Below are 13,568 nucleotides of genomic sequence, written 5' to 3'. Positions count from 1 at the left end.
AGTTCAGCGAACAATGGCAAGGCGGAAGACCCCTACCACGCGCGTCGATCCGAGCGCCTTCGACAGCGCGGGCGCGAACGTCTTCGACAATCCGGTGAAGACCGAGATGGAGGACTCCTATCTGGAGTACGCCTACTCGGTCATCCATTCCCGCGCGCTGCCCGACGCCCGCGACGGCCTCAAGCCCGTGCACCGCCGGATCCTGTACTCGATGAACGACAGCGGTTACCGGCCCACACACGCGTACGTGAAGTGTTCGCGCGTGGTCGGCGACGTGATGGGCCGCTACCACCCGCACGGCGACACCGCGATCTACGACGCGATGGTCCGGCTGGCACAGGACTTCTCGATGAACGCGCCCTTGGTCGACGGGCACGGAAACTTCGGCAGCCCGGACGACGGCCCGGCGGCGTCGCGATACACCGAAGCCCGGATGTCGCCCGAGGCGATGCTGCTCGTCGGGGAGCTGGGCGAGGAGACGGTCGACTTCCGGCCGAACTACGACGGGTCGCTGCAGGAGCCGTCGGTGCTGCCGGCGGCGTACCCGAACCTGCTCGTCAACGGCACGTCCGGGATCGCGGTCGGGATGGCGACCAACATGATCCCGCACAACATGGGCGAGATCATCGGCGCCACCCGCTGGCTGATCAACCACCCGAACGCGACGCTGGACAAGCTGATGGAGTTCGTGCCGGGCCCGGACCTGCCGACCGGCGGCCTGCTGCTCGGCCTGGACGAGGTCCGCAAGGCTTACGAGACCGGCCGCGGCGTGGTCCGCATGCGCGCGAAGGTCGAGACCGGCCCGCTGGAGGGCAGCCGCGGCCGGCAGGGCATCACGGTCACCGAACTGCCCTACGGTGTCGGGCCGGAGAAGGTGATCGAGAAAATCACCGACGAGGTCAACAAATCCAAGCGCCTCACCGGAATCGCGGACGTCAAGGACCTCACCGACCGCGAGAACGGCACCCGGCTGGTCATCGAGTGCAAGGTCGGGGTGAACCCGCAGCCGCTGCTCGCGGACCTCTACCGGCTCACCCCGCTCGAACAGTCCTTCGGTATCAACAATCTCGTGCTCGTCAACGGGCAGCCGCAGACGCTCGGGCTCAAGCAGCTCCTCGACGTCTTCCTGCAGCACCGCTACGAAGTCGTCACGCGCCGGACCCGCTACCGGCGGCGCAAGCGCGAGGAACGCCTGCACCTGGTCGAGGGTCTGCTGATCGCGCTGCTGGACATCGACAAGGTGATCCGGCTGATCCGCAACAGTGAGAACGCCGCCGAGGCCAAGGACGGCCTGATGAAGCGGTTCAAGCTGTCGGAGATCCAGGCGACGTACATTTTGGACACTCCGCTGCGCCGCCTGACCAAGTACGACAAGCTCGAGCTGGAAGAGGAGCAGGACAGGCTGCGCGAGGAGATCGCGGAGCTGACCAAGATCCTCGACGACGACCGCGAGCTGAAGAAGGTCGTCTCCAACGAGCTCGCCAAGATCGCCAAGGACTTCCGCACCGAGCGGCGCACCGCGCTGATCGACGGTGACCTCAAGGAGGTGCTGGCCGCTTCCCAGCCCGCCGGTCCGCGTGAGGTGGCGGACGATCCGTGCCAGGTCATCCTGTCCGCCACCGGGCTCGTCGCGCGCACCGCGGCGGAATCCGAGGAGGCGCCCGAAGGACGGCGACGCGCCGGGCGGGTCAAGCACGACGCGGTCGCGGCGGTCGCGCATTCGACGGCACGCGGCCAAGTTCTGCTGGTCAGCAACCGTGGCCGCGCGTTCAAGACGGACGTGCTGCCGTTGCCGGTGCTGCCCGAGCAGGACGGCACGGTGTCGCTGCGCGGCGGGATGGCCGCCCGTGAGCTGGTGCCGCTGGAGAAGGGCGAACGGGTCATCGGGATCGCCCCGCTCGGCGAAGAACACGACTCGCCGGGCCTCGCGCTCGGCACGCGGCAGGGCATCGTCAAGATCTGTGCGCCGGAATGGCCGGTGCGGGCGGACGAGTTCGAGATCATCACCCTCAAGGACGGCGACGAAGTGGTCGGCGCCACCTGGCTGACCAACCGGAACGAGACGCTCGCCTTCATCGCCTCGGACGCGTCGCTGCTGCGGCTTTCGGTGTCGCTCGTGCGGCCGCAGGGGCTCAAAAGCGGTGGTATGGCAGGGATCAAGCTCAACCCGGACGCGCACGTGGTGTTCTTCGGCGCGGTCCGCACCGACGATCCCGAGCGCGGCGAGCCGATGGTCGTGACGGCGACCGGGCAGACGGTGAAGGTGACGCCGTTCGCCGAGTACCCGGCGAAGGGCCGGGCGACCGGTGGCGTCCGGGCGCACCGGTTCCTCAAGGGCGAGGACGCGCTCACGGTGGCGTGGATCGGTCCGCGCCCGGCGGGCGCGGCCTCGGGCGGCGATCCGGTGGAGCTGCCGGAGCCGGTCGATCGCCGCGACGGGTCCGGTGCCGCCCATCCGGGGCCGGATGTCGTCGGGCACCTCGTCGAACGCGGCTGAACGCGGAGTGCCCGGCCGGGCACGGAAAGCCACTGTGTGGCGGCACCAGGAAGAGCGGGTTACCTTGACCGGAGTACAGACAGGGGTTTCCCGAGTACCGAGGCTGGTTAATCACCGATCATGGCGACGACGGCGAGCGCGGACGACAGGCTCAGCCGGATCCGATCAGTGAGCGACGGCGCTCTCACCGAGCTGCTCGGCCGCATCCGCGACGCGCTCGACGCGGACAGCACGGCGGTCCTGCTGCTGGAGCCCGGTGGGCGTGAGCTCGTCGCCACCGCGTCCGACGGCATGGACACCGAGATCCGGGTCTCGCTCGGCGAGGGCTTCGTGGGCCGGGTCGCCGCCAGTAAGCAACCCGCGGTGCACGACTGCCGGCTCGGTGTTCCGTTACTGGTCAACGGTGAGCTGCTCGGCGTGCTGCACGTTCGCACGCGCCTGCCGCGCCAGTTCAGCGAGGAGGACGTCGAGTTCCTCCAGATCGCGGCCGAGCGGGTCACGCTGGCGGTGCACGCCCACCAGGTCCAGGCCGCGCGGGCCGCGGCAAAAGCGTTGCAGCGCAGCCTGTTGCCCGCGAAGCTGCCCGATGTCCCGTCGATGGACTTCGCCGCCCGCTACGTGCCCGGTGGCCAGTCGAACTTCGCGGGCGACTGGTACGACGTGTTCCCGTTGCCGAACGGCTGGCTGGGCATCGTGATCGGGGACGTGGTGGGCCACGATCTGCCCGCGGCGGTGGTGATGGGCCGGCTGCGCAGCGCCCTGCGCGCGTATTCGCTGGAGACCACCGATCCCGCGGATGTGCTGACCCGCCTCGATCGCAAGGCCCAGCATTTCGAGCCCGGCATGATGGCGACTGTCCTTTATGGCACGCTCGAACCGAATTTCGACCGGCTGCACCTTGCCTCGGCGGGCCATCTCGCCCCGCTGGTGACCCGGCCCGGCGAGCCGGTCGTGTTCGCCGAGTTGGAGGTCGATCCGCCGATCGGCGCGGTCCGCGATGTGCGGCGGCGGTCGGTGACGATCGATCTGCCGCCCGGCACGCTCGTGTGCGCCTACACCGATGGTCTCGTGGAGCGCCGACGCGCGCCGATCGACGACGGCCTCGATCAACTCCGTGCGACCGTGGTGGCCGGCCCGGCCGAGGACGTGTGTGAGGCGGTGATGACGGCGCTGATCGGCGAATCCGTGCCGGAGGACGACGTCGCGCTACTGGTTTTCCGGCGCAAGGACGAGATCGGCCCGCTGGAGGTGGTGCGGCCTGCCGTTCCCGAGTCCCTCAAGGAGCTCCGCGCGGCGATGCGCCGGTGGCTGGCGTCGGCGGGGATCGGGGGCGAACTGGCCGGGGATCTGGTGCTCGCGGCGGGCGAGGCGTGCACCAACACGGTCGAGCACGCGTACGGACCGGCGGGGGGTGACGTGCAGTTGAGGATCGAGCTGGGCGACGGGGAAGTCGTGGTCACCGTGCGGGATCACGGGCACTGGCGCGCACCTCGCGGGCAGAACCGGGGGCGGGGGCTGACGCTCATGAACCAGTGTGGCGATGTGGAAGTGGACCGCGGTGAGGAGGGCACGACGATCGTCATCCGGCGCCGGCTCGAACCGGAGGTGCGGCCATGACCACGGCGGATCTCAGCACCCGCTTCGACGGCGACGACGTCCTGGTCCGCATCGCCGGCGAGATCGATCTCGCGAACGCCACCGAGGTGCAGGAACAGATCCACGCCGTGGTCGGCAACAGCGCCGTCCGGGTCGTGCTCGATCTGGTGGACCTGGACTACCTCGACAGCGCGGGCCTGCGCGTCCTGTTCACCCTCGCGGAACGGTTGCGGGTACGGCAGATTGGTCTGGACCTCGTGGTGCCCCCGGGCACCGCGGTGCGCCGGGTCGTGGAGATGTCCGGCCTGGCCCCGGTGGCGCGCCTGCTTTCCCGGCGCGCTCTTTAGTGTGGGGCTGTTGAGGAACAAGCTCAACGACCGGTGGCGAGCAGCCAGCGCCCACGGGAAGGCCCTTGACCCCGGATGACCCGGCCTGGAACGTGTACCGACTACCTTGCGCGTCAACGAATTCGACCATCGCGAAGTAGACCGCGCCATGGGTGCCGAACCTGAGGAGCGCGAGTCCGACACTCAAGACACCGAGTTCCACGTTCCGGACGCCGAGTCCGACACCCGCGGCGCGGCTAGTGCGAGTCGCGGGGCACGGTGTCGCCGCGTTTGCCGTGCAGGAAGTCGAAGTCGGCGCCGGTGTCGGCTTGCTGGACGTGCTGGGTGTACAGCCAGGTGTAGCCGCTGGCATATGGATTCTCGGGCGCTTTCCAGGTTTCCAGCCGGGTGGCGAGTTCCTCGTCCTCGACGTGCAACGTCAGGGAGCGGTTCGGCACGTCGAGGGTGATGCTGTCGCCGGTTCGCACCAGCGCGAGCGGCCCGCCCACCGCGGATTCCGGCGTGACGTGCAGAACGACCGTGCCGTAGCCGGTACCGGACATTCGCCCGTCGCAAATCCGCACCATGTCGGTGATTCCCGTTTTGAGTAGTTTCGTGGGGAGCGCGACGTTGGAGACTTCGGGCATACCCGGGTAGCCCTTCGGTCCCGCCCCGCGGATCACCAGCACGGTGTCGGCGGTGACGTCGAGATCCGGGTCGTCGGCGACCGTGTGGTAGTCCTCGACGGTGTCGAACACCAACGCCGGGCCCGTGTGCGTGAGCAGTTCGGGTGAGGCGGCGGATTGTTTGATCACCGCGCCACCCGGGGCGAGGTTCCCGCGCAGGATCGCCGTGCCCGTCCCGGCCGGCTGAAACGGCGCGCCCACGGTGGTGATCACCTCCGGGTTCCAGTTCTCCGCGCTCGCCACCGTGTCGGCGAGCGCCTTGCCGGTGACGGTGATCGGGGCCGGGTGCAGGAGTCCCGCGTCCAGCAACTGTTGCTGGACGACGGGCAGGCCGCCGGCGTAGCAGAAATCCTCCATCAGAAATCGGCCTGAGGGCATCAAATCCACCAGCGTCGGCACCATCCGCGCCTGCTCGTCGAAATCCGCGAGCAGTAACGGGACTTCGGCGCGTCCCGCGATCGCCAGCAAATGGATGATCGCGTTGGTGGAGCCGCCGATCGCGGCGTTGACCCGGATCGCGTTCTCGAACGCCTCCCGCGTCAGAATCGCCGACGGTCGCAGGTCTTCTTCCACCATCGCCACGATCCGGTTCCCGGCGTTCTGCGCGGTCTCGAACCGGCGGGCATCCACCGCCGGCCATGTCGCCGACCCCGGCAACTGCATGCCGAGAGCTTCGGCCATGCACGCCATCGTCGACGCCGTCCCCATCGTCATGCAATGCCCGTTCGAGCGCGCCATGCAGCCCTCGGCGAAGAAGCACTCCTCCTGCGTCATCCGCCCGGCTTTGAGGTCCTCTTCGAACTTCCACACGTGCGTCCCCGACCCGACATCCTGACCGCGGTACTTGCCGTTCAGCATCGGGCCGCCGGTCACCATCACCGCCGGCACATCCACGCTCGCCGCCGCCATCAGCATCGCCGGCGTCGTCTTGTCACACCCCGAGAGCAGCACGACACCATCGAGCGGGTTGGCGCGGATGAGTTCCTCGACCTCCATCGCCATCAAGTTCCGGTACAGCATCGCGGTCGGGCGCATCAACGTCTCACCGGTCGCCATCGTCGGGAACACCAGGGGGAACCCGCCCGCCGCCCACACCCCGCGCCGCACCGCGTCCGCGACGCGGTCCAGGTGTGCGTTGCACGGTGCCAGCTCTGATGCCGAGGTCGCGATCCCGATCACCGGCCGCCCGTCGAACACATCCGGACCGAAACCCTGATTCCGCATCCACGACCGATAGATCATCCCCGCTCGGCCCGTCGCGCCGAACCACGCCGCACTGCGCCTCTCACCGGTCACGAGCTGTTCCTCTCCCTCGAAGACGGCCGCACAAACGTTAAATCATTGGATGATTCCCTGTCCAGGACAGAAAGTTGTATGCTGTTAACTGTTATAGGCACACAACCATCTGGGAGTGCTCTTGCCGGAGCTCAGCCATCGCCGCAAGCTGCTGGTGCTGGCGATCTGCTGTACCGCCCTGTTCCTGGCCTCGATGGACAACACGATCGTCAACCTGGCCCTGCCGTCGATCCAGCGTCAGTTCTCGACCGGGGTGTCGAGCCTGCAGTGGACCATCGACGCCTACTCGCTCGTGCTGGCCAGCCTGCTGATGCTGTCGGGCTCGACCGCCGACCGGCTCGGCCGCCGGCGCACCTTTCAGGCCGGGCTGGCGATTTTCACGATCGGCTCGCTGTTGTGCAGTCTCGCGCCCAGTATCGGGTTGCTGATCGGTTTCCGGATGGTGCAGGCGATCGGCGGTTCGATGCTCAACCCCGTCGCGATGTCCATCATCACCAACACGTTCACCGACCCGAGGGAGCGGGCGCGCGCGATCGGTATCTGGGGTGCGGTGTTCGGGATGAGCATGGCGCTCGGACCCGTGATCGGTGGCGCGCTGGTCGACGCGACCGGGTGGCGGTCGATCTTCTGGATCAACGTACCCATCGGTATCGCCGCTTTCGTGCTGGCCGCGGTCTTCGTGCCCGAGTCGCGCGCCGCGCGCGCCCGCCGGCTCGATCCGGTGGGGCAGTTGCTGGTCATCGTCATCCTGGGCACCCTGACCTACGGCATCATCGAGGCGCCGCGCGTCGGCTGGGGTTCCGCGCAGACGATCGGTTGCTTCGCGGTGGCGGTGCTGGGGCTGCTTGGCCTTGTGCGGTATGAGAAGCGCCGCAAGGAGCCGCTCATCGACCCGCGGTTCTTCGCGAGCGTCCCGTTCTCCGGGGCGACGCTGATCGCGATGTGCAGTTTCGCGTCGCTTGCCGGTTTCCTGTTCCTGAACGCGCTCTACCTGCAGAACGTGCGCGGGTTCTCGCCGCTGCACGCCGGGCTGCTGACGCTGCCGACCGCGGCGATGATTTTGGGGCTGTCGCCGGTGGCGGGTCATCTCGTCGGCACCCGGGGTCCGCGGTTGCCGCTGGTGATCGGCGGGGCCGGGATCCTGGTCGCGGCTCTGTTGCTCACGTCGTTGACGGCCCAGTCTTCGCTGGTCCTGCTGGTGCTGGCGTACCTGGTGTTCGGGATCGGGTTCGGCATGGTCAACCCGCCGATCACGAACACCGCGGTGTCCGGGATGCCGCGGGAGCAGGCGGGCGTCGCGGCCGCGGTCGCGTCCACGAGCCGCGTGGTCGGCGGCGCGCTGGGGGTCGCGGTGCTCGGCGCGGTGGTGACGTCGGGCGTGCGTGGCCCGATCGAGACCGGGTTCGCGCCCGCGAGTCACATCGCATGGTGGATCATGGCCGGATGCGGGATGGCGGTGGTCGTGCTCGGGTTCGCCACGACGGGCCGGTGGGCGCGCCGGACGGCGGAGCAGCTGAGGGAGTCGGAGCTGCTCCCGGTGAGCGGGCCGTGAGCGAGGCGGCGATCCGTGCGTGGCAGCGGATGCACGAGCTGGTGTTCGAACGGTACGACCGGCGCAAGGAGGTCGTCGACACGCTCGGCATGAGTTTCGTGAAGACGAAAGCCTTGCGGCGCCTGGCCAAGCGCCCGATGACGATGCGGGAATTGGCGGACGAGCTGCTCACGGACCGTCCTTATGCGACAGTCCTGGTGGACGATCTCGAGCAGCGCGGCCTCGTGGAGCGCTCGGTGCACCCGGAGGACCGCCGCTCGAAGATCGTCAGCCCCACACCGGCGGGCCGCGAGGTCGCGGCCACGGCTTCGGCGATCCTCGGCCGGCCGCCGGCTTCGCTGCTCGCCCTGCCGGAAGAGGATTTGGCTGTTCTGGAGCGAATCCTTTCGCGCGTGGTGGACGATTAGCGCCATGGCGGAAGTCGAAACCCAGGGGACAGGCGAGATCGAGCGGATCGCGGACCGGGCGGGGCTGGAGGTGCTGTACACCGAAGAGGCCAAGGTCCGGGTCACGGCGGTGTCCGCACTCGCCGAGCGGATCCGCACGGTCGAATCGTTGCTGGAACGCGACGGCGTCGAGGTACGCGCCCGGCGGTTGTTCGTGCATGACAGGTGGGACGCCAAGCGGCGGGCGGGGGCGTCGGCCAACCAGTCGTACTCCGTGCGGGTCACCGATCTCGAGGTGTTGAACGATCTGGTCGCCGACCTCGTGCTGACGGAACCGGCCAACCTGCGCGGCCCGTTCTGGGACCTGGCGGATCATGCCGACGCGGTCCGGGCCGCCCAGTACGAAGCGGTCGCCGACGCCAGGCGCCGGGCCGAAGGCTATGCGGACGCACTCGGCACCCGCCTCGGCCCGCTGGTGCGCCTCTCCGACGGCCGGATCACCCCACAGCCGGCCCGGTTCGCGAGCCTGTCGCACGCACGGGAGAAAGCGACAGCGGCCCGGCCCGACATCGCGGACCTTTCCTTGGAACCACAGCTGGTCACGGTGGTCACAAGCTGCACAACGGTCTGGCAGCTGGCGGACCAAGCGCGGCGGCCGTGATCCGCCTGACGCTCACGGCGGACCTCGTCGCGGACATGTGCGTACCGAGCGAGCTGGCGATGTCCCCCGACGGCCGGTGGCTCGTGTACCTGCTCGAAGACGACCTGATGCTCGTCCCGGTCGACGGCGGTGCCCCTCGTTGCCTGATATCCGGGGCAAGCGAACCGAGGTGGTCGCGGAATTCGGTCTTCTTCCTCGCCGGTCGGCAGCTGCACCGGACCGGCTTGACCAGCGAGCCCGAACAGCTGACGCGATGGCCCGCCGGGATTCGCCACCACCTGCCGCTGGCCGATCCCGCGCTGGTCGCCGTCATCGCGCCCGTGCGGGAGGACCAGCCGGATCGGTTGTGGCTACTCGATCTTCGCGACCGGACCATGACTCCGCTCGGTGACTTCGGCGACCGGCACGTGGTCAACGTCGCGCAAGGGCCGGACGGGCGGCTGGCGGTGCTCACCTGGTCCACTCCGGAGATCGACCCGGGCTCGTACGAACCCGAGCTGCACCTGATCGAAGACGGTGAGGTCCGCAACCTCGGCCCGGCGGCCCCGGAAGCCTCGTCTCTCACCTGGCGGGACGGCGAACCGGCGTACCTGGGCAAGACCCTGCCCGGTCTGGTCGGCGGTCAGGCGGTGTTCGCCGGCGAAGACCAGCGCAACGTCACCGCCGGGATGCTCCGCTGCCCGGCCGAGCTGCTCCCCGACCTGACCGTGTTCGCCAACGGCCTGGACACCGACATCGGCGAGCTTCAAGTGCGTGGCCTCGCGCAGTCCGTGACGGCGAGCGGCGACCAGATCGCCGCCGTGGTCAGCACGGCGTACGAGCCGCCGGAGGTGTACGCGGGCCCGCGGCGCGGGCCGCTCAAAAGGCTTTCCGACACGCACTCCGACCTGCGCGGCGTCGAATGGGGCATCCGAGAACGCTTGTCCTACCAGGCTTCCGACGGCCTCGAACTCGATGGCCTGCTCATCCTGCCCACCGGAAAGTCGCGTGTGGACGGTCCCTTCCCGACGGTGACGCTCGCGCACGGCGGCCCGTACGGGCGGCATGCCGATCGCCTCCAACTCGGCTGGTATCCGACCGGGCAGTGGCTCGCGACCGCCGGGTACGCGGTCTTCCTGCCCAATCCACGCGGCGGGCAGGGGCACGGGCACGAGTTCGCCGCGAGTGTCGCCGGCGCGGTCGGGCTCGGCGAGTGGACCGACATCGTCACCGGCATCGATCTGCTGGTCGCCGAGGGCGTGGCGGATCCCGACCGGCTCGGCATCGGCGGCTGGAGTCACGGCGGTTTCATGGCGGCGTGGGCCGTCGGGCAGACGACCAGGTTTAGGGCGGCGCTGATGGGCGCGGGCATCAGCGACTGGGGGATGCTCGCCGCGACCGGAATGTACGGACGGGCCGAAGCCGCGCTCGGCGGCAGCCACGGCTGGGAGAGCCCGGGACCGCATCCGCATGACAAGCTGAGCCCGATCTCTTACGCCTCAAGGATCCGGACGCCCGTCCTCATCGTGCACGGCGCGGCCGACACGAACGTCCCGGTGTCCCAAGGCGAATATTTCCACCGAGCGCTGACAAACTTCGGCGTCGAGCACGAGTACGTCGTATACCCGCGAGAGAACCACGCGATCCGCGAACGCGCCCATCAGCTCGACCTGCTGAACCGGACGCGCGCGTGGTTCGATCGCTGGCTCTGACCGTAGCTAGGCATTCCGCAGAGCCGCGACCCCTTCGAGCAGCCGATTCACGTCCGACGCCGTCGTATACGGTGCGATGCCTGCGCGGACCGCACCGGTGTTGCCGAGTCCCAGGTGGCGGGCGCACTCGATCGCGTAGAAGGTCCCGGCGGGAGCGTTGACCCCGCGTTCCGCGAGTCCACTGTAGACGTCCGTAGGCGCGACGCCGTCGACGGAGAACAGTACCGTCGGGGTGCGGCGGCGGGTGGGTGAGCCGTACCTGGTGACGCCGGACAGTTCGGCGAGCCCGTTGTCCAGCAGGCGCAGCATGCTCTCCTCGTACTCCTCCAGCGCGCGCATCGAGCCCAGCAGCCGGGCGCGCCTGTCGCCTTCGCCCGGGACGAGCCCGGCGAGGAAGTCGATCGCCGCCGTGGTGCCGGCGAGCAGTTCGTAGGGCAGGGTCCCGAGTTCGAACCGCTCGGGCACCGCGTCGCTCGACGGCGCGAGCTTGTCCGGGTGCAAGGTGTCCAGCAGCGCGGGGGAGGCGGCGACGAAACCGAGGTGTGGGCCGAGGAACTTGTACGGCGAGCAGCCGAAGAAGTCGGCGCCCAGTGCGGCGATGTCGACCGGGGTGTGCGGGGTGAGGTGCACACCGTCCACATAGAACAGTGCGCCTGCCTCGTGCACTTTCGCCGCGATGGCAGGAAGATCGGGCCGGGTGCCGAGCAGGTTCGAGGCGGCGGTGACCGCGACGAGCCGGGTCCGGTCGGTGAGCAGGCTGGTGACGGCCTCGACCGGGAGTTCGCCGGTGACCGGGTCGAAGCCGGCCCACCGCACGGTGGCGCCGGTCTGGACCCACGGCCGGATGTTCGCGTCGTGATCGAGGCGGGTCACTACGACCTCGTCGCCGGGAGCCCAGTTTTTGCCCAGGGCACGGGAAAAGTCGTACATCAGCTGCGTCGTGCTGCGGCCGAACACGATACCGTCCGGGACCCCGCCGACGAGATCCGCCGCGGCCTGGCGCGCACCGCGCACGATCTCGTCGGCGCGCCGCTCGGCGGTGGTCACCGAGCCGCGGTTCGCGATCGCCGAGACCAGCGTCGCCGCGACGGCCTCGGCGACCACGTCGGGCACCTGCGAGCCGCCGGGGCCGTCGAAGTGTGCGGCGCCCTCGTCGAGCGCGGGAAAATGCTTGCGTACCGCTTCCACGTCGTATGCCACGCCCGCCAGCATGCCTTACGCGGGCGCGAAAGTCCGCCGGTAATCATGCGGCGAGACCCCGACCATACGGTGAAAATGGTGCCTGAGCAGGGCCGCGGTGCCGAAGCCGGCCTCCCGGGCGATCTCCTCGATGCCCAGCTGCGTCTCCTCCAGTAGCGCCCGCGCGCGCAGCACGCGCTGCGTCGAGATCCACTTGTGCGGCGTCGTCCCGGTCTCGGCGACGAACCGGCGGGCGAACGTGCGCTCGGACATCTGCGCGCGGCGGGCCAGGGTCGCGACCGTGTGCTCGCCGGCGAGGTTTTCCAGCAGCCAGGCCAAAACCGGCTGCAGGCTGTCGCCGGTGCACTCGGGCATCGGCAGTTCGACGAACTGGCGCTGCCCGCCGTCGCGCTGGGGCGGCACCACCATCCGGCGGGCGATCGCGGTCGCCGCGGCGGACCCGAGCTCGCGGCGCACGAGGTGCAGGCACGCGTCGATCCCGGCGGCCGTGCCCGCGCTGGTGATCAGATCGCCGTCGTCGACGAACAGCACGTCGGGGTCGACCTTGGCTTCGGGGAAGCGGTCCTCGAACTCGGTGACGTGGCGCCAGTGCGTGGTGCAGTGGCGGCCGTCGAGCAGCCCGGTCGCGCCGAGCAGGAAAGCGCCGCTGCACACGGTGAGGATCGTCGCGCCACGGGCGGCGGCCTTGCGGACCGCGTCGAGCACCGCGGGCGGATACTCATCGCGGATCTCGACGGCCGGCACCGCGACGAGGTCGGCGTCGTCCAGCCCGTCGAGCCCATACGACGGCGTCACCTGCACGCCGGGGATCGTGGTGCTGAGGGGTTCGCCGGGGCGCTCGCCGCACACCTTGAACTCGAACTTCGGCACCCCATCGTCGGTGCGGTCGATCCCGAATACCTCGCACACGACCCCGAACTCGAACGGCGCGAGCTCGTCGATCAACACCACGGCGACGCTCTTCAGCATGGCAGGATTTTAGCGCACTTCGTCAGACCTGCCACTGGTGGCAGGAAGTCGCCGGGCGAACAATTGGTGCCATGACGAACCTGATTATCTTCCTCGCGATCCTGGCCCTCGTCGGTTACGCCATCGAGCGGAACCACCGCAAGCAGCGCCCGGCCCGGATGAACGGCAGCGTGAACTTCGAAGACCGGGACGAGCCAAGGCGACAAGTGGACCTGCGCGGGCTGCCGCCGTCCGCCGAGCGGACCCCGGAGGTGCGAGTACCGAAGCAGCGGACGAAAGCGCACGCCGCGAACCTGGCGGGCTTCCACCGGTCTTGACGCGACCTGCACTCGAAGGACCTCGGGCGGCACGTCGGCGGCTGTTCATGCGGCCGGCGGGCCGCTCGACGCCGTTTACTTTTTCCAGCAAGCGCCAGTTCGCCCGCCGGTTTGAGACCGCGACCGGCGAGACCCCGCACCGCTACCTGATACGACTGCTGAACCCGCGTTACGTTTCCGCGGCGGTGCTCGACGACGGGAGCCCGGCGGAGGAGTGGCCCCGCGATCGGGAGTTGTTCCACCAGCCCGGGAGCGAAGCTGCCTCACGCGTGGCTGGAAAGTGAGCACGATGCGCGATTGTCCACATTGGATCTCGTTGGCATGGGTGGTTCGCCGGATTCTCGGCTGTAACAAAGGGCGTTTCACGTAACACGCGGTTGTTCCGGATGAA

The 13,568-nt window shown here is 69.1% G+C and carries 11 protein-coding genes; 8 read left to right on the top strand and 3 right to left on the bottom strand.

The window, feature by feature from the left end; all coding sequences use genetic code 11:
• The first annotated feature begins 13 nt into the window (after window positions 1–13).
• The 3 genes from LOZ83_RS30160 to LOZ83_RS30150 all read left to right on the top strand — a co-directional run bounded on the left by LOZ83_RS30160 (window position 14) and on the right by LOZ83_RS30150 (window position 4,440).
• Window positions 14–2,497 (top strand): DNA topoisomerase (ATP-hydrolyzing) subunit A, encoded by a 2,484-nt coding sequence (locus LOZ83_RS30160; RefSeq protein ID WP_236795127.1) that lies wholly within the window; start codon window positions 14–16, stop codon window positions 2,495–2,497.
• Window positions 2,498–2,617: 120 nt separating this feature from the next.
• Window positions 2,618–4,114, top strand: coding sequence for a SpoIIE family protein phosphatase (locus tag LOZ83_RS30155; protein WP_236795126.1), 1,497 nt, complete (start codon window positions 2,618–2,620; stop codon window positions 4,112–4,114).
• The gene (locus tag LOZ83_RS30150) at window positions 4,111–4,440 is read left to right on the top strand and encodes an anti-sigma factor antagonist (protein ID WP_236795125.1); all 330 of its coding nucleotides are present in this window, start codon (window positions 4,111–4,113) and stop codon (window positions 4,438–4,440) included. Before LOZ83_RS30155 ends, LOZ83_RS30150 begins: the two co-directional genes overlap by 4 nt.
• Before the next feature lie 236 nt (window positions 4,441–4,676).
• On the opposite strand, the gene LOZ83_RS30145 is transcribed toward LOZ83_RS30150, so the two are convergent.
• A complete protein-coding gene (locus LOZ83_RS30145) occupies window positions 4,677–6,401 on the bottom strand; it encodes an IlvD/Edd family dehydratase (protein WP_308190332.1) in 1,725 nt (574 codons plus the stop codon).
• A 115-nt stretch (window positions 6,402–6,516) separates the two neighbouring features.
• Here LOZ83_RS30145 and LOZ83_RS30140 point away from each other — a divergent pair, with 115 nt between their 5' ends.
• Genes LOZ83_RS30140 through LOZ83_RS30125 form a run of 4 tightly spaced genes read left to right on the top strand, consistent with a single transcriptional unit; the run spans window position 6,517 to window position 10,691 of the window.
• A complete protein-coding gene (locus LOZ83_RS30140; RefSeq protein ID WP_308190331.1) occupies window positions 6,517–7,953 on the top strand; it encodes an MFS transporter in 1,437 nt (478 codons plus the stop codon).
• On the top strand, window positions 7,950–8,360 hold the full coding sequence (locus LOZ83_RS30135; RefSeq protein WP_236795124.1) for a MarR family winged helix-turn-helix transcriptional regulator: 411 nt from the start codon (window positions 7,950–7,952) through the stop codon (window positions 8,358–8,360). Before LOZ83_RS30140 ends, LOZ83_RS30135 begins: the two co-directional genes overlap by 4 nt.
• Window positions 8,361–8,364: 4 nt before the next feature.
• The gene (locus LOZ83_RS30130; RefSeq protein ID WP_236795123.1) at window positions 8,365–9,000 is read left to right on the top strand and encodes an SIMPL domain-containing protein; all 636 of its coding nucleotides are present in this window, start codon (window positions 8,365–8,367) and stop codon (window positions 8,998–9,000) included.
• Window positions 8,997–10,691 (top strand): S9 family peptidase, encoded by a 1,695-nt coding sequence (locus LOZ83_RS30125; RefSeq protein ID WP_236795121.1) that lies wholly within the window; start codon window positions 8,997–8,999, stop codon window positions 10,689–10,691. The genes LOZ83_RS30130 and LOZ83_RS30125 overlap by 4 nt, the downstream gene beginning before the upstream one ends.
• Window positions 10,692–10,697: 6 nt before the next feature.
• Here the strand turns inward: LOZ83_RS30125 and LOZ83_RS30120 are convergent, their stop codons facing one another.
• Window positions 10,698–11,891, bottom strand: a complete 1,194-nt coding sequence (locus LOZ83_RS30120) for a cysteine desulfurase-like protein (protein ID WP_236795119.1) — start codon at window positions 11,889–11,891, stop codon at window positions 10,698–10,700.
• A gap of 15 nt (window positions 11,892–11,906) precedes the next feature.
• The gene (locus LOZ83_RS30115) at window positions 11,907–12,860 is read right to left on the bottom strand and encodes a helix-turn-helix domain-containing protein (protein ID WP_236795118.1); all 954 of its coding nucleotides are present in this window, start codon (window positions 12,858–12,860) and stop codon (window positions 11,907–11,909) included.
• Window positions 12,861–12,931: 71 nt separating this feature from the next.
• Between LOZ83_RS30115 and LOZ83_RS30110 the strand changes: the two genes are divergently transcribed.
• The gene (locus LOZ83_RS30110) at window positions 12,932–13,177 is read left to right on the top strand and encodes a hypothetical protein (RefSeq protein ID WP_236795117.1); all 246 of its coding nucleotides are present in this window, start codon (window positions 12,932–12,934) and stop codon (window positions 13,175–13,177) included.
• The last annotated feature ends 391 nt before the right edge of the window (window positions 13,178–13,568 follow it).

This window comes from Amycolatopsis sp. GM8, assembly GCF_021653975.1.
Classification (GTDB): Bacteria; Actinomycetota; Actinomycetes; order Mycobacteriales; family Pseudonocardiaceae; genus Amycolatopsis_E.
This window is presented reverse-complemented; position numbering and strand designations above follow the sequence as displayed.